This is a genomic window from Micromonospora sp. NPDC047730 (assembly GCF_043204765.1).
Taxonomy (GTDB): Bacteria; Actinomycetota; Actinomycetes; order Mycobacteriales; family Micromonosporaceae; genus Micromonospora.
On sequence record NZ_JBIDCU010000001.1, the window covers coordinates 310,263 to 325,582 of the forward strand.

General features: G+C 73.6%; 15 protein-coding genes. 10 read left to right on the forward strand and 5 right to left on the reverse strand.

The genetic code is table 11. From position 1 onward, the window contains the following. The first annotated feature begins 5 nt into the window (after positions 1-5). From ACGF5G_RS01540 to ACGF5G_RS01560, 5 genes are all read left to right on the forward strand, one after another. The gene (locus ACGF5G_RS01540) at positions 6-2,213 is read left to right on the forward strand and encodes a CDP-glycerol glycerophosphotransferase family protein (RefSeq protein ID WP_393257870.1); all 2,208 of its coding nucleotides are present in this window, start codon (positions 6-8) and stop codon (positions 2,211-2,213) included. A 157-nt stretch (positions 2,214-2,370) separates the two neighbouring features. After that, positions 2,371-3,666 (forward strand): ABC transporter ATP-binding protein, encoded by a 1,296-nt coding sequence (locus tag ACGF5G_RS01545; RefSeq protein ID WP_393257872.1) that lies wholly within the window; start codon positions 2,371-2,373, stop codon positions 3,664-3,666. A 108-nt stretch (positions 3,667-3,774) separates the two neighbouring features. Further along, positions 3,775-4,239: a DUF4442 domain-containing protein gene (locus ACGF5G_RS01550; protein ID WP_393257874.1), complete on the forward strand. Its 465-nt coding sequence runs from the start codon at positions 3,775-3,777 to the stop codon at positions 4,237-4,239. A gap of 63 nt (positions 4,240-4,302) precedes the next feature. Then, complete coding sequence (locus ACGF5G_RS01555; protein WP_393257876.1) at positions 4,303-5,055, forward strand: HAD-IA family hydrolase; 753 nt, start codon at positions 4,303-4,305, stop codon at positions 5,053-5,055. After that, positions 5,052-7,424, forward strand: a complete 2,373-nt coding sequence (locus tag ACGF5G_RS01560) for a glycoside hydrolase family 65 protein (RefSeq protein WP_393257878.1) — start codon at positions 5,052-5,054, stop codon at positions 7,422-7,424. Before ACGF5G_RS01555 ends, ACGF5G_RS01560 begins: the two co-directional genes overlap by 4 nt. 39 nt (positions 7,425-7,463) lie before the next feature. On the opposite strand, the gene ACGF5G_RS01565 is transcribed toward ACGF5G_RS01560, so the two are convergent. Beyond that, positions 7,464-7,640: a hypothetical protein gene (locus ACGF5G_RS01565; RefSeq protein WP_393257881.1), complete on the reverse strand. Its 177-nt coding sequence runs from the start codon at positions 7,638-7,640 to the stop codon at positions 7,464-7,466. A 213-nt stretch (positions 7,641-7,853) separates the two neighbouring features. On the opposite strand from ACGF5G_RS01565, the gene ACGF5G_RS01570 reads away from it, so the two are divergent. After that, on the forward strand, positions 7,854-8,519 hold the full coding sequence (locus ACGF5G_RS01570) for a dienelactone hydrolase family protein (protein ID WP_393257884.1): 666 nt from the start codon (positions 7,854-7,856) through the stop codon (positions 8,517-8,519). A 150-nt stretch (positions 8,520-8,669) separates the two neighbouring features. Here ACGF5G_RS01570 and ACGF5G_RS01575 read toward each other — a convergent pair whose 3' ends face one another. Further along, positions 8,670-9,806, reverse strand: a complete 1,137-nt coding sequence (locus ACGF5G_RS01575) for an AI-2E family transporter (RefSeq protein WP_393257887.1) — start codon at positions 9,804-9,806, stop codon at positions 8,670-8,672. A 259-nt stretch (positions 9,807-10,065) separates the two neighbouring features. Here ACGF5G_RS01575 and ACGF5G_RS01580 point away from each other — a divergent pair, with 259 nt between their 5' ends. The 3 genes from ACGF5G_RS01580 to ACGF5G_RS01590 all read left to right on the forward strand — a co-directional run bounded on the left by ACGF5G_RS01580 (position 10,066) and on the right by ACGF5G_RS01590 (position 11,888). After that, entirely contained in the window at positions 10,066-10,248 is a 183-nt protein-coding gene (locus ACGF5G_RS01580; RefSeq protein WP_393257889.1) for an antitoxin, read from the forward strand. A 193-nt stretch (positions 10,249-10,441) separates the two neighbouring features. Next, positions 10,442-11,647, forward strand: coding sequence for a cytochrome P450 (locus tag ACGF5G_RS01585; RefSeq protein WP_393257892.1), 1,206 nt, complete (start codon positions 10,442-10,444; stop codon positions 11,645-11,647). A 4-nt stretch (positions 11,648-11,651) separates the two neighbouring features. Continuing rightward, a complete protein-coding gene (locus ACGF5G_RS01590; RefSeq protein WP_393257895.1) occupies positions 11,652-11,888 on the forward strand; it encodes a ferredoxin in 237 nt (78 codons plus the stop codon). A gap of 97 nt (positions 11,889-11,985) precedes the next feature. Here ACGF5G_RS01590 and ACGF5G_RS01595 read toward each other — a convergent pair whose 3' ends face one another. Continuing rightward, a complete protein-coding gene (locus ACGF5G_RS01595) occupies positions 11,986-12,891 on the reverse strand; it encodes an SMP-30/gluconolactonase/LRE family protein (protein WP_393257898.1) in 906 nt (301 codons plus the stop codon). 96 nt (positions 12,892-12,987) lie between these two features. Between ACGF5G_RS01595 and ACGF5G_RS01600 the strand changes: the two genes are divergently transcribed. Then, positions 12,988-13,437 (forward strand): Lrp/AsnC family transcriptional regulator, encoded by a 450-nt coding sequence (locus ACGF5G_RS01600; RefSeq protein WP_393257900.1) that lies wholly within the window; start codon positions 12,988-12,990, stop codon positions 13,435-13,437. A gap of 154 nt (positions 13,438-13,591) precedes the next feature. Here the strand turns inward: ACGF5G_RS01600 and ACGF5G_RS01605 are convergent, their stop codons facing one another. Further along, positions 13,592-14,476, reverse strand: coding sequence for an aminoglycoside phosphotransferase family protein (locus ACGF5G_RS01605; RefSeq protein WP_393259181.1), 885 nt, complete (start codon positions 14,474-14,476; stop codon positions 13,592-13,594). 114 nt (positions 14,477-14,590) lie between these two features. Beyond that, positions 14,591-15,277, reverse strand: coding sequence for a C39 family peptidase (locus ACGF5G_RS01610; protein WP_393257903.1), 687 nt, complete (start codon positions 15,275-15,277; stop codon positions 14,591-14,593). Positions 15,278-15,320 lie beyond the last annotated feature (43 nt).

Genomic DNA, 15,320 nt, shown 5'->3' on the forward strand with positions numbered 1-15,320 from the left:
GCCGGATGACACTGATCAGTTTCGTCGTGCCGGCCTTCCGGGTGCAGGGCTACCTGCGCGAGTGCCTGGACTCCATCCTCGACCAGCCCGTCGCCGACATCGAGGTGATCGGCGTCGACGACTGCTCGCCGGACGACAGCGGCGAGATCCTCGCCGAGTACGCCGCCCGCGACCGGCGGATGCACGCCGTCCGGCTGACGAAGAACGTCGGGCTCGGTCCGGCCCGCAACGCCGGGCTGGACCGGGCCGTCGGCGAGTACGTCTGGTTCGTCGACGGCGACGACTGGCTCGCCCCGGAGTGCCTGGTGGAGGTGGCCGAGCGCCTCCGCGCCACCCGCCCCGACGTGCTCCTGGTCGACCACGTCCGGACGCACTGGAGCAACGCCGTGACCCGCAGCGCCATGGCGGAGGTGTTCCCCGAGCCGCCCGGCGAGGGCACCTTCCGGCTGCGGGACCGGCCCGAGACGCTGCGGGTGCTGCACACCGCCTGGAACCGGCTGGTCCGCCGGCAGTTCCTGCGCGAGGAGGGGCTGCGCTTCGCCCCCGGCTGGTACGAGGACGTCTCGTTCAGCTACCCGGTGCTGATGGCCGCCGAGCGGATCGGCGTGCTGGACCGGGTCTGCGTCAACTACCGCCAGCGACGGTCCGGCGCGATCACCAGGACGCGGGGCGACCGGCACTTCGAGGTCTTCCACCAGTGGCACCGGGTGTTCCGGCTGATGGACTCCTGGGGGCCGGCGGTCGACGACCTGCGCCCGGCGGTCTTCGAGCGGATGATCTGGCACTACCTGACCGTGCTCGGCAACGGGCAGCGGATCGCGCCGGAGCTGCGGCCCGCCTTCTTCGCCCAGATCACCGCCGACTACGCGCGCTGGCTGCCGCCCGGCGGCTACCCGGCCCCGGGGGGCGCGGAGGGGCTCAAGCACCGGCTGGTGGCCGCCGGGCGCTGGCGCACGTTCAGCGCCCTGCGCACCGTCTACCGGGCGCGGGACACCGCCCGGCGTACCGCCCGGACGACGAGGCGGCGGGTCGCGCCCCGGGCCCGGCGGGCCGCCCGGCTGGCCCGGGACACGCTGCTGCGCGAGTACTACCGGGCCGAGCTGCGCCGACCCGTCGACCCGACGCTGGCCGTGTACGCGGCCTACTGGTACCGCGGCTACGCGGACAACCCGGCCGCGGTCCACGAGGCGGCGCGGCGGCTGGCGCCGCAGGTCCGGGGGGTGTGGATCGTCCGGCGGGACCGGGTGCACACCATGCCCGAGGGCGTCGAGTACGTGGTGGCCGGCACCCCCGCGTACTACCGGGCGCTGGCGCGGGCGCGCTGGCTGGTCAACAACGTGAACTTCCCGGACTACGTCCGCAAGCGGCCCGGGTCGGTGCACGTGCAGACCCACCACGGCACGCCGGTGAAGGTGATGGGGCTCGACCAGCAGCGGTACCCGATCGGCGCGGTGGGGATGGACTTCGCCGGGCTGCTGCGCCGGGTGGACCGGTGGGACTTCAGCATCAGCGCGAACAGCTTCTCCACCCAGATGTGGGAGCGGGCCTATCCGGCGGCGTACACCACCCTGGAGGTGGGCTACCCGCGCAACGACCGGCTGGTCAACGCCACCGCCGAGGAGGTGCTCCGGCTGCGCGCGGAGTTCGGCCTCGGCCTCGGCGAGCGGGTCGTCCTGTACGCCCCGACGCACCGGGAACACCTGCCCGGCTACCGGCCACCGTTCGACCCGGGGCGGCTGCTCGACGTGCTCGGCCCGGCCGGCCGGCTGCTGATGCGCAGCCACTACTTCCACGACCGGGAGCGGCCGGCCCGGCGCCCGGTGGACCGGGACCGGGTGCGCGACGTCAGCGGCCACCCACGCGTCGAGGACCTCTACCTCGTGGCGGACGTGCTGGTCACGGACTACTCGTCGGCGATGTTCGACTACGCCGTGCTGGACCGGCCGATCGTGGTCTACGCCCCGGACTGGGAGGCGTACCGGCTGGCCCGCGGCGTCTACTTCGACCTGCTCGCGGAGCCGCCCGGCGCGGTGGCCACCAGCTTCGCCGACCTGCTCGACCTGTTCCGCGCCGGCGGGGTCGACTCGGCGGAGGCGACGAGGGTCCGGCAGCGGTTCCGGGCCCGGTTCTGCGCGCTCGAGGACGGCCACGCCGCCGAACGGGTGGTCCGCCGGGTCTTCCTCGGCGAGCAGCCGCAGCCCCGCTGCTGCTGACCGCGATCGCCCGCGCCCGGGGGCGCCCGCCCGTCCCACCCGGTGGGGCGCAACAGGAATGTCACGGGTCGAACATGGCACGTTTACCCGATATCCGGATTGAATGATCCTCGTCACAGTCAATCGGGGTTCGGTCGACGAGCTGGGGAGGGGACGGGTGACCACCGTCGCGCTCAAGGATGTCACGAAGGTGTTCAGGGACGGCACCCTCGCCGTCGACAGCGTCAACCTGGACGTCAACGACGGCGAGTTCATGGTGCTGCTCGGCCCGTCGGGCTGCGGGAAGTCCACGGTGTTGCGGATGGTCGCCGGGCTGGAGGACCCGACGTCGGGCGCGGTGCTGCTCGACGGCGAGTTGGCCAACGACCTCCTGCCGCAGGAGCGGAAGATCGCCATGGTCTTCCAGGACTTCGCGCTCTACCCACACATGACGGTCGGGGACAACATCGCCTTCCCGCTCCGGCTGGCCGGCATGGATCCGGAGCCGTGCGGCGAGCGGGTCACCGACGTGGCCAGCGCGCTCGGCATCGGCGACGTGCTCGGCCGCAGGCCCAACCAGCTCTCCGGTGGGCAGCGCCAGCGGGTCGCGATGGGTCGGGCGATCGTCCGCCGCCCCGGCCTGTTCCTGATGGACGAGCCGCTGTCCAACCTCGACAGCGGGCTCCGGGCCGAGCTGCGCGCCGAGATCTCCGGGCTCACCCGCGAGCTGGGCGTCACCACCATCTACGTCACCCACGACCAGGCCGAGGCGCTGACCATGGCCGACCGGGTCGCCATCATGCGCAGGGGCGTGCTCCAGGACGTGGGGACGCCGACCCAGGTCTACGGCCGCCCCGCCACGCTCTACGTGGCCGCGTTCCTCGGCAGCCCGCGGATGAACCTGCTGGAGGCGTCGGTCTACGTCCACCTGGACCGCTACGTCACCCTCACCCTCGGCGAGCAGGCGCTGCACCTGCCCTGGGACGACATCCGCAGCCGGGCGGTCGCGCACTACCACGGCGAGCGGATCGTGGTCGGGATGCGGGCCGAGGCGCTCACCCCGGTGGCCCCGGACACGCCGGGCGACGTGCTCCACGGCCGGATCCGCTACCTGGAGCACCACGGTCACGAGTCGCTCGCGTTCGTCGACATCGGGGCCACCGCGATCGTGGTGGACGAGATGGGCACCCCCGTCGACGCCCCGGTCGACCAGCGCGGTCTGCGCCGCTTCGGCCAGGTGATGCAGCGGCTGACCGGGCGCGCGGCGGAGGACGAGCGCGCCCCGGACCCCGGCGCCCGGACCAGCGTGCTGAACGACCCGGGCCGGCACCACCGCCGCCCGGCCGAGCTGGCGGTCCGGCTCGCGCCGTACCCCGCGGTCTCCGCCGGTCACCCTCTGGCCGTCTCCGTACGCATGGACGCGCTGCACTTCTTCGACGAGCGGGGTGACCGCATCGACGTCGGCTGGCGCTGACGGCGCAAGGAAGGGCACCTTATTAACGCCTGGTGTATAGGAAGGGTCCCTTCCTTGCACCCGGGGGGCGGGCTTGTGGCGAAAGTTACCGACTAGTAACGTCGGGGCATGACCATCGACTCGCGCCAGGTGGCGGCCGGCATGCTCGAGGCCGTGCCGTTCGCGCGTACGCTCGGCTTCGAATTCGTCGAGGTGGCTCCCGAGGCGGAGGGCGGGGTGCGGGCGGTCGTCCGCCTGCCCGACTCGCCGGCCACCCACAACCACGTCGGCGGGCCGCACGCCGGCGCCATGTTCACCCTCGGCGAGACCGCCTCCGGCGCGGTCGTGCTGGCCGCGTTCGCCCGGCTGCTCGACCGGGCCACGCCGCTGGCCGTGCGGGCCGAGATCGCGTACCAGAAGCTCGCCATGGGCCCGGTGCTGGCGACGGCGCGACTCGGCCGGCCCCCCGCCGAGGTGGTCGCCGAGCTGGAGGCCGGCCGGCGACCGGAGTTCCCGGTGCAGGTGGAGATCGCCACCGAGGAGGGCAAGGCCACCGGCGCGATGACGGTCGTCTGGACGCTGCGTCCACACTGAGCCGTTCCGGGCAACCGGGCCGAAACCTGTTTGCCGGCGCGGAGGTCTGGATAGATTCGTACCGTGCTGGGCCTGCCTGCTCACGTGACCGCCTGTCTCTTCGATCTGGACGGGGTGCTGACGCAGACCGCCCGGGTGCACAACGCCGCGTGGACCGAGACGTTCGACGGCTTCCTGCGCCAGCGTGCCGCCGCCACCGGCGAGCCGTTCCGCCCCTTCGACCCGGGGCCGGACTACAACCGGTACGTCGACGGCCGGCCCCGCGCCGACGGGGTGCGCACCTTCCTCGCCTCGCGGGGGATCGTGCTGCCCGAGGGCGCGCCCGACGACCCCCCGGACGCCGACACGGTCAACGGGGTCGGCAACCGGAAGAACGTGCTGCTGCTGGAGCGGCTGCGCACCCGCGGCGTGGACGTCTATCCCGGCTCGGTCGCCTACCTGAAGGCCGCAGCCGCCGCCGGCCTGCGCCGCGCGGTCGTCACGGCCAGCGCGAACGGCCGGGAGGTGGTCGCCGCCGCCGGCCTGGAACCGCTGTTGGAGGCGCGGGTCGACGGGCTGCTCGCCCGCGCCGAGGGGCTGCGCGGCAAGCCGCACCCGGACACCTTCCTGGCCGGGGCCGGGCTGCTCGGGGTCGACCCGGCCCACGCCGCCGTCTTCGAGGACGCGCTGGCCGGGGTGGCCGCCGGCCGGGCCGGCGGGTTCGGCTACGTGGTCGGGGTCGACCGGGTCGGCCAGGCGGCCGAGCTGCGTGCCCACGGCGCCGACGTCGTGGTCACCGACCTCGCCGACCTGCTCGACACCGGGCGGCCCGCGTGATCAGGGAACGGGCCTATCCCGTCGAGCCGTGGCACGTCCGGGAGATCCGGCTGGACATGGACGTCCTGGCCCAGTCCGAGTCGGTGTTCGCGCTCTCCAACGGGCACGTCGGGCTGCGCGGCAACCTGGACGAGGGCGAGCCGCACGGCCTGCCCGGCACGTACCTCAACTCCTTCTACGAGCTGCGCCCGCTGCCGTACGCGGAGGCCGGGTTCGGCTTCCCGGAATCCGGCCAGACCATCGTCAACGTCACCAACGGCAAGCTGATCCGGCTGCTGGTCGACGACGAGCCGCTCGACGTCCGGTACGGCGAACTCCTCTCCCACGAGCGGGTCCTCGACCTGCGCGCCGGCACCCTGCACCGCGAGCTGCACTGGCGGTCGCCGGCCGGCCGCGAGGTCAAGGTCCGCAGCACCCGGCTGGTCTCCTTCACCCAGCGCTCCGTCGCGGCGATCAACTACGAGGTGGAGGCGGTCGACGGCCCACTGCGGCTGATCATCCAGTCGGAACTCGTCGCGAACGAGACGCTGCCCGCGCAGAGCCGGGACCCCCGGGTCGCGGCCGTGCTGGAGTCGCCGTTGCAGGCCGAGGAGGAACTCACCACCGACGACGGCGGGCTGCTGATCCACCGGACCAAGCTCTCCGGGCTGCGGGTCGCCGCCGCGATGGAGCACGAGGTGTACGCCCCGGCGCGCAAGACCATCGAGTCCGAGGGGTACGAGGACTGGGTGCGTACCACGATCGGGTGCGTGCTCAAGCCGGGCGAGACGCTGCGGGTGGTCAAGTACCTCACCTACGGCTGGTCGAGCCGCCGCTCGCTGCCGGCCCTGCGGGACCAGGTCGGCGCGGCCCTGGCCGGGGCGCGGCTGGACGGCTGGGACGGGCTCCACCGGGAGCAGCGGGAATACCTCGACGAGTTCTGGGACGCCGCCGACGTGGTGGTGGAGGGAGATCCGGAGGTCCAGCAGGCCGTCCGGTTCGGCCTGTTCCACGTCCTCCAGGCGGGCACCCGGGCGGAGCAGCGGCCGATCGCCGCGAAGGGCCTGACCGGCCCGGGGTACGACGGGCACGCGTTCTGGGACACCGAGATGTTCGTCCTGCCGGTGCTCACCTACACCCACCCGGCCGCCGTGCGGGACGCGCTGCACTGGCGGCACCGCACGCTGGCCGCCGCGCACGAGCGGGCCCGGATGCTCAACCTGGAGGGCGCGGCGTTCCCCTGGCGCACCATCGAGGGACCGGAGTCGTCGGCGTACTGGCCGGCGGGCACCGCTGCCTTCCACATCGCGGCCGACGTCGCCGACGCGCTGCGGCGCTACGTGCAGGTCACCGAGGACACGGAGCTGGAGCGCGAGATCGGGCTGGAGCTGCTGGTGGAGACCGCCCGGCTGTGGCGGTCGCTGGGCCACCACGACCGGCACGGCCAGTTCCACATCGACGGGGTGACCGGCCCCGACGAGTACACGGCGGTGAAGAACGACAACATCTACACCAACCTGATGGCGCAGCGGAACCTGATCACCGCCGCCGACGCGGTGATGCGCTACCGGGACGAGGCGTTCCACCTCGGTGTGACCGACGAGGAGGCGGCCGCCTGGCGGGACGCGGCGGCCTCCATGCACATCCCGTACGACGAGGAGGTCGACGTCCACGAGCAGGTGGAGGGCTTCACCCGGCTCCAGGAGTGGGACTTCGCGCACACGCCGCCGGAGAAGTACCCGCTGCTGCTGCACTACCCGTACTTCGACCTCTACCGCAAGCAGGTGGTCAAGCAGGCGGACCTGGTCCTCGCCATGCACTGGCGGGGCGACGCGTTCACCCCGGAGGAAAAACTGCGGAACTTCCTCTACTACGAGCGCCGGACGGTGCGGGACTCGTCGCTGTCGGCGTGCACCCAGGCGGTGCTGGCGGCCGAGGTGGGCCACCCGGAGCTGGCGCACCTCTACCTGCGCGAGGCCGCGCTGATGGACCTGCACGACCTCAACGAGAACACCCGCGACGGCGTGCACATGGCGTCGCTCGCGGGGGCGTGGATCGCGTTGGTGGCCGGGTTCGGCGGGCTCCGCGACCACGACGGCACGCTGTCGTTCGCGCCGCGCCTGTCCAGCCGGCTCGGGCGGCTGGAGTTCTCGCTCCAGTGGCGCGGGATGCGGCTGCGGGTGGACGTCCGGCCGCACGAGACCACGTACGCGTTGCGCCACGGTGACCCGGAGGACCTGCTGGAGCTGCGGCACCACGGCGAGACGGTCCGGGTCACCTGCGACGAGCCCGTCACCGTGCCGATCCCGCCGCTGGAGGTCTCCGGACCGGCTCCGGAGCAGGCGCCGGGCCGGGCCCCGCTGCTCCGCCTGCCCGAGAACGAGCCGTGACCCGCCGCCGGCCCGCGCTCGGCGGGCCGGCGGCGTCGGTCAGATCGGCCTGCCCTGTGAGGGGCGGCCGGCCGCGTCGCGGGGCGTCATCGCCCGCGGGTCGTCGGCCGTGCGTGCCTGGGCCGCGTCGTCCGCCCAGTCCCGGCCGCGTTCGGCGTCCTGTTCGCGCCGTTCCCGGTCGGCGGTCTGCTGGCGGGACTCTCGCTGCTGCGCCATGGCGATCCTCGCGATCCGTCGGGGGCGCGGTCCTGCGCCGGTACGGTCTGCGGTCACCCGCCGCCTACCCGACGCCCCCGGTGGCAAACACCGGGGCGGCCGGCCCGCTTGCCGGCCGTGCGGGCGGGTATGCGAGCCGCCGGGGAGGAGGGGCCGTGGTCCGGTGAGTCGGACGACCGGTCCTGGTCGACGACGTACGGGACGGAGGCGGAGATGGACGTGCGCAGCAGCGAGGTGACGATCCCGGCGGGGGACGCGGAACTCCCGGCCGACCTGCTGGTCCCGGCCGAGCCGGCCGGCGTGGTGCTCTTCGCCCACGGCAGCGGCAGTTCCCGGCACAGCCCGCGCAACACCGCTGTGGCGCACGTGCTCAACCGCGACGCCTTCGGCACCGTGCAGGTCGACCTGCTGACCCCGGCCGAGGACCGGGTGGACGCCCGGACCGCCGAGCTGCGCTTCGACATCCCACTGCTCGCCGGCCGGCTCGCGGCGGTCGTGGACTGGCTGGCGGCGGAGCGGCCCTTCGGCCGGGTGCCGATCGGCCTCTTCGGGGCCAGCACCGGGGCGGCCGCCGCGCTGGTGGCGGCGGCCGCCAGACCGGACCTCGTCGGCGCGGTCGTCTCGCGGGGCGGCCGGCCCGACCTGGCCGGCCCGGCCCTCGGGCAGGTGCGCGCGCCCACGCTGCTGCTGGTGGGCGGCCTGGACGAGCAGGTGATCGCCCTCAACGAGCAGGCGCAGGAGGCGCTGCCGGAGAGCGCCGAGCTGACGGTGATCCCCGGCGCCACGCACCTCTTCGAGGAGCCCGGCAAGCTGGAGCAGGTCGCCCACTGCGCCGCCGACTGGTTCACCGCCCACCTCGCCGTGCCCCGCCCGGCCTGAGCACCGGCCCGGTGGACGGCCGGTTCATGCGGGCGCCGGCCGTGGACGGCCCGGCCGGCGGGCACCGCCCTCCTGCCAGGCCCCGCTCAGGCGGGGGCCGGCGGCGTGGCAGGCCTGCTCGTGCGGGGCCGGCGGCGTGGCAGGCCCGGCTCAGGCGGGGGCGGGGGGCGTGGCCCTGGCGTCCGGGGTGGGGCGCTCGCGGTGCTGCTGGACGGTGTCGATGACGCGCCAGACGACGGCGGTGATCGGCACCGAGACGAAGGCGCCGGCGATGCCGGCGATCAGGGTGCCGGCGGTGACCGCCACCAGGATCACCGCCGGGTGCAGCCGCACCTGGCGCTTCATGATGAGCGGCTCCAGCAGGTTGCCCTCGATCTGCTGCACGGCGATCACGGCGGCCAGGGCCAGCAGCGCGGTGACCGGCCCCTTCGCCGCGAGCGCGACGAGCACCGCGACCGCGCCGGCCACGGTGGCGCCGATGATCGGGATGAAGCCGCCGAAGAACGTGATCAGCGCCAGCGGAAAGGCCAGCGGCACCCGGAGCAGCACCAGGGCCAGGCCGATACCGATCGCGTCGATCGCGGCGATCATCATCGTGCCCCGGCTGTACGCGCCCAGCGTCCGCCAGCCCACCCGGCCCGCCTCGGCGGTCACCGACCGGTTCGGGCCGGTCATCCGGGCCAGCACCCAGTGCCACATCGACCGGCCGTCCTTGAGCAGGAAGAACAGCAGCACGAGCGCGAGCAGCGCCGAGCCGAGCACCTCGGCGGCCGTCCGAGCCCCCGAAACCGGGTCGACCGAGCCCTGCCCGAGGCCCTGCCGGGCCTGGTCGAGCAGCCGGTCGAGCTGCTGGTCACTGACCGGCAGAGTGGAGGTCACGAACTCACGGCTCCGTTGCAGGCCCTGGCTCAGCTCCTGGCTCAGCTCGCTGAACTGGCTGGCGGTCAGGTTCCACACCAGCGCGCCGACCCCGAACAGCACGCCGAGCAGCAGCAGCACGGTGAGCAGGGCGGCCAGCGACGCGGGCAGCCGGAGGCGGCGCAGCGTGAGCTGCACCGGGTCGAGCAGCGCGGTGAGGAAGACGGTGGCCGCCAGTGCGATGGCCAGCGGCGCGAGCAGCACCGCGATCTTTCCCAGCAGGTACAGCCCGGCGACGACCACCACCAGGCAGGCGCTCCACACCACGGCCGAGCGGACCGGCCAGGGCAGCGCCGCCCAGGCCTGTCGGGGCCCCGCGGCCCGGTCCGTCGTCCCCTCGGGCGTCCGCCCGGCACCGTCTGCGACCACGTCGGTCCTCCTCGATCTCCCGCGAGTCGGTACCCGGCGAGCGTCCTGCCGACACCCGTGCCCCCTTTCAACCTGGATGCCGCGCCCGGTACCGGGAGGGCGAGTCGGCGTCCCGTGGCGTTCCCGCCGGCCTGTCCGCTCCACGGCCTTCTGTGGCGCTCCACGGTGGCCCGTCGGGTCGGCGAGGGCCTGCCCGGTCGCGTTTGTCCCCGGGGCCCCAGGGAAGGCAGAGATCGAATCCCGACCCGAGGAGGACCCGATGAGCGACTTCATGGACAAGGCCAAGGACTTCGCCGACAAGCACGACAAGCAGGTCGACCAGGGCATGGAGAAGGGCGGCGACATGGCCGACAAGCGCACCGGCGGGAAGTACGACGACCAGATCGACAAGGGTGTCGACCAGGCCCAGGCCCGTACGGGCGAGGGTGACCAGGTCCGCTGACCTCCTCGGTCCGCTCCCGGGTCGCCGCGCGGTCGGCGGCCCGGGATCGTCGTTTCCGGCGGATCGACGGTCACCGCTAGCCAAGCATCGACCATTCTCGCTACTATCCGCAGTCGGAACATGACTCACCGTAGAGTCACCCCCCGGCCGGACCGGCGTCCCCGCGGACGCCGCGACGAGAGGAAGTCAGCCGGTGACCGAGGCACCCGAGACGACCGTCCCCCAGCGCTATCCGTTCGGCGACCCCGACCGGCTCAACCTCGACCCGCGCTACGCCCGGCTGCGCCGGGACGAACCGCTCACCCGGATCCGGATGCCCTTCGGGGAGCCGGCCTGGCTGGCCACCCGGCACGCCGACGTGCGTACGGTGCTCGGCGACCCCCGGTTCAGCCGGGCCGCCTCGGTGGGCCGGGACGAGCCCCGCAACTCGCCACGGCGGCAGGACTCCGGGATCCTGTCCATGGACCCGCCGGAGCACACCCGGCTGCGCCGGTTGGTGGCGAAGGCCTTCACCGCCCGGCGGGTGGAGGAGCTGCGCCCACGCACCAGGAGGGTCGCCGACGAACTGGTCGACGGCATGCTCGCCGCCGGCCCCCCGGCCGACCTGGTGGAGCACCTGGCCACCCCGCTGCCGATCCGGGTCATCTGCGACCTGCTCGGCGTGCCCGTGGCCGACCAGGACCGCTTCCACACCTGGTCCGAGGCGATCGTGTCGACCACCTCGCTGAGCCCGGAACAGGCCCAGCAGTACATCGACAACCTGTTCGCGTACATGGGGGAGCTGATCGCGCGGCGGCACCGCGAACCCACCGACGACCTGCTCGGCGCGATGGTCCGGGCCCGGGACGCCGACGACCGGCTCGCGGCGGACGAGGTCGTGCGGCTGGCCGCCGGGCTGCTCGCCGCCGGGCACGAGACGACCGTGACCCAGATTCCCAACTTCGTGTACGTGCTGCTCACCCACCCGGCCGAGTGGGCACGGCTGCGGGCAGAGCCGGCGCTGGTGCCGGGCGCCGTGGAGGAGCTGATGCGCTTCGTCCCGCTCGGCGCGTCGTCGGCCTTCGCCCGCTACGCCCTCGAGGACGTCGAGCTCGGCGGCGTGCTGGTGCGTGCCGGCGAGCCGGTCGTGGTGTCGATTCCGTCGGCCAACCGGGACGAGACGGTCTTCGCCGAGCCCGACCGGCTCGACCTGGCCCGGCAGGCCAACCCCCACCTCGGCTTCGGGCACGGGGTGCACCACTGCGTCGGCGCCCAGCTCGCCCGGATGGAGCTCCAGGTCGTCCTGGAGACCCTGATCGCCCGCACCCCCGGCCTGCGCCTGGCGGTGCCCGAGTCGGAGCTGACCTGGAAGAGCGGCCTACTGGTGCGGGGCCTGGTGGCCATGCCGGTGAGCTGGTGACGCGGTGAGCGGGTCGGACGAGCAGTGGCGCGTGCACGTGGACCGGGCCCGGTGCATCGGGTCGGGGATCTGCGCGGGCACCGCGCCCGGGCACTTCGTGCTGGTGGACGGGCTGTCCCGCCCACTGACCGAGCGGGTGGCGCCCGACGACGCGCTGGTGGACGCCGCGGATTCGTGCCCCATGGAGGCGGTCATCGTGTCCGAGGTGGACAGCCTGCGCCGGATCGCGCCGGATCCGTGAGCCGCGTGCGCGTGCCGGAGCCGCGAGCCGCGTGCACGTGCCGGAGCCGTGCGTCCGGCGGGCGTGCCGGCGGGACGAGCCGCCGGCACGCCCGTGGTCAGTATCCGGGGTGGCGAACCCCGTTGATGTTGACGCGGAGCGCGTAGAGCGAGCTGGACGCGCAGACGAAGAGGTGGTTGCGTTTCGGCCCGCCGAACGTGAAGTTGGCGACCACCTCGGGCAGGCGCAGCTTGCCCAGCAGCGTGCCGTCCGGGTCGAAGCAGTGCAGCCCGTCGTACGCGGCAGCCCAGATCCGGCCGGCCGCGTCGAGGCGTACCCCGTCGAAGGTGCCCGCGTCACACTCGGCGAAGACCTCACCCCCGTGCAGGCTGCCGTTCGCGCCGACGCCGAAGCGTCGCAGGTGCCGGTGCCGGGTGTCCGCCACGTAGAGCGTCGACTCGTCGGCGTCGAACGCGAGCCCGTTCGGCTGGCCGAAGTCGTCGGCGACCAGGCGCACCTCGCCGTCGTGCGGGTCGACCCGGTAGACGTGGTTGCCGCCGATCTCGCTCTCGGCCCGGTGGCCCTCGTAGTCGCTGTCGATGCCGAAGCTCGGGTCCGTGAACCAGATCGAGCCGTCGGAGTGCTCGACCACGTCGTTGGGGCTGTTCAGCCGCTGCCCCCGGTATCGTTCCGCGATGACGGTGTCGGTGCCGTCCGCCTCCGTGCGGGTGACGCGCCGGTTGCCCTGCTCGCAGCTCACCAGCCGCCCGTGCCGGTCGACGGTGTGTCCGTTGGCGTAGCCCGCCGGCTGCCGGAACACGCCGACCGCTCCGGTGGTCTCGTCCCAGCGCAGCAGCCGGTCGTTGGGGATGTCGCTGAACACGAGGTAACGCCCGGCGGGGAAGTACGCCGGCCCCTCCAGCCAGCGGCCCCCGGTGTGGAGCCGCTCGACCCACTCGTCGCCGTTGACCCGGCGGAACCGTTCGTCGAGGACCTCGAAGTGAGCTTTCACCCGGTCGACCATGAGACGCCCTCCTGACTTCTGTTCGGCTGTACGCTAACACCACTGAACGACAGTCAGGCAATAATGTGAATTGCCGAACAAGCATCGGAGGAGCGCGTGGACGACATCGACCGGAGGCTGCTGGCGGAGCTGCAACGGGATGCGGCCCAGCCCTACACGGCCCTCGCCGCCGCCGTCGGGCTGTCGACCGGGGCCGTCCACGAGCGGGTGCGGAAGTTGCGCGAGCAGGGGGTGATCCGACGCACCACAGTGGACGTCGACCCCGTCTCCGTGGGCCGCGGCGTGCTCGCCTTCGTGATGATCGAGGCAAACGCCTGGATGGGGGACCCACCCACCCACGAGGCGCTCGCTGCGCTGCCGGAGGTCGAGGAGGCCCACGTGGTGGCCGGCCCGGCCTCGCTGCTGGTAAAGATCAGGGCGGGGTCACCGGAGCAGCTCCAGGCCAGCCTGCGGCGACTGTTCCAGGTCGAGGGCGTCACCGGCACGCAGACCATCGTGGTGCTGGAGACGTTCTTCGATCGCCCGCCGGATCCGCTCGGCCGCTGAGACGCCGGTGGCCGCGCCCCCCGAGCGGGGCGCGGCCACCATCGGCGGGGTGGGGTCAGCTGCTTCTCGCGCAGCTCCGCCATCGACGTGGGCCGGCCGCTGAGCGCGTCCCGCAGCCGGTCCACCAAGCCCGCGTCCGGGCCGCTCCCAGGCTTCAGCCGAGGACCGCGTCCAGGGTGCGGCGGGCGGTGTCGGCCATCACCGGGTTGGTGTCGACGTAGTAGGGGAGGGCACCGACGGCCTGGACGATCGCCCAGCCCCGCCCGCGCGCCCAGGTAGCGTCATCGGTCCCCAGCGCCCGGCGGTAGGTCTCCCGGGCGCCGGGCGGCAACAGGTTCCACGCCGGCATGAGGTCGACCGCCGGGTCGCCGACGCAGACCGCCCCGAGGTCGATGACCGCGGCGAGCCGGCCGTCGCGGACCAGCAGGTTGCCCGGCATCAGGTCGGCGTGGATCCACACGTCCGGCCCGTCGTGCGCGGGCGCGTCGCGGCACTCCGCCCAGACCCGGGCGACCCGGGCGGTGTCGGTCAGGTGGGTGCTCTCGGCCAGGCAGCTACGGACGTACTCGTCCCGGGCGGGCAGCGGGCCGCCCCGGGTGCGCCCGTTCCACGCCCGGCCGCCGGTCTCCACCTCGTGCAGCGCGCGGACGAACCCGGCGAGGTCACGGGCGAACTCGACCGGATCGCCGATGCTCCGGTCGCCGGCGGTCTCTCCGGGGATCCAGCGGTACGCCGTCCACGGCCCCGGGTAGCCCTCGCCCGGCTCGCCGAGGGCCACCGGTTCGGGAACCGGCAGCGGTACGTGCGGGGCGAGGCGACGCGCGTCCTCCTGCTCGCGCCGCAGGTCCTCGCGGAGTTCCGGGTCGACGCCGGGTTGCAGCGGGAAGCGCAGCACGATGTCCTCGCCGAGGCGGAACAGCGCGTTCACGGTGCCGTACGAGGTGACCGGGCGCACCGGGAGCCCACGCCAGCGGGGGAACTGGTCGGCGACGAGGGCGGTGACGACGTCCGCGGTGACGTCGACCTGGTCGGCATGCATCCTCACCGGGCCGATCCTGCCGCCGGCCCGGGGCCAGGGCGATCGGTTTTCACCGGGCATGCCGAGGGCCGGTCCCCCCGGGGCGGGGAGACCGGCCCTCGCCGGTGCGTCGGATCAGGACGAGTAGCCGCGCTCGGCGATCCAGTTGGCGACCTTCTCCAGGGTCATCCAGTACTCGCCCTCGGGAGAGGCCGGGTCGGCGATCCGGATCAGGTCACCGCCGTCCCGGTAGCCCACCAGGGTCAGGTAGTGCCCGCCCTCGTACGACTGCGGGTGGCCGTCGGTGTCGACCGCGGTGCCCTTGACGTTGGCCACCACCGGCCGGCCCTCGTCCAGGGCGGCGACCACGTCGGCCCGCAGCTTGTCGACCTGCTCCGGCTTGGCCACCGGGCCCGAAATCTCCGTGGTCCGGTACCGGCCGCCGGTCAGCTCGTTGAGCACCCGCGTGGTGTCCAGGGCCGAGTCGGTCCCGGCCTCCGTGGTGCCCAGCAGCTTCGCGACCTCGTCCTGCGAGAGGATCTTGCCCTGCGCGGACAGGGCCATCCGCGTCGCGGCCGGGCCGCAGTAGTAGAAGTTGGGCTGCGCCTGGTACTCGATGCCCACGGTGCGCTCGGCCCGCTTGTCGGGGCGGCCGTTCTTGTCGGCCTTGTCGGCCCGCCCGCCCTTGTCGGTGTGCACCGAGGCGACCGGGGCGGTGGTCACCGGCGCGGCCTGGGCGGCCATCGCGGGTCCGGCGATGCAACCGCCCGCCACCAGCAGGCCGGCGACGGAGAGACCGCTCTTGTGGATGATCGGCTTCATGGTCGGGCTCCAATCGGGGGTTGACGCCTCCGGGAGCCGGAGG

Bases quoted from the DNA above. Each gene is read 5' to 3' on its own strand.
- ACGF5G_RS01565 (WP_393257881.1), bottom strand. From the start codon at position 7,640: ATGGCGCAGCAGCGAGAGTCCCGCCAGCAGACCGCCGACCGGGAACGG.
- ACGF5G_RS01605 (WP_393259181.1), bottom strand. From the start codon at position 14,476: ATGCATGCCGACCAGGTCGACGTCACCGCGGACGTCGTCACCGCCCTC.
- ACGF5G_RS01610 (WP_393257903.1), bottom strand. From the start codon at position 15,277: ATGAAGCCGATCATCCACAAGAGCGGTCTCTCCGTCGCCGGCCTGCTG.
- ACGF5G_RS01580 (WP_393257889.1), top strand. From the start codon at position 10,066: ATGAGCGACTTCATGGACAAGGCCAAGGACTTCGCCGACAAGCACGAC.
- ACGF5G_RS01570 (WP_393257884.1), top strand. From the start codon at position 7,854: ATGGACGTGCGCAGCAGCGAGGTGACGATCCCGGCGGGGGACGCGGAA.
- ACGF5G_RS01595 (WP_393257898.1), bottom strand. From the start codon at position 12,891: ATGGTCGACCGGGTGAAAGCTCACTTCGAGGTCCTCGACGAACGGTTC.
- ACGF5G_RS01540 (WP_393257870.1), top strand. From the start codon at position 6: ATGACACTGATCAGTTTCGTCGTGCCGGCCTTCCGGGTGCAGGGCTAC.
- ACGF5G_RS01550 (WP_393257874.1), top strand. From the start codon at position 3,775: ATGACCATCGACTCGCGCCAGGTGGCGGCCGGCATGCTCGAGGCCGTG.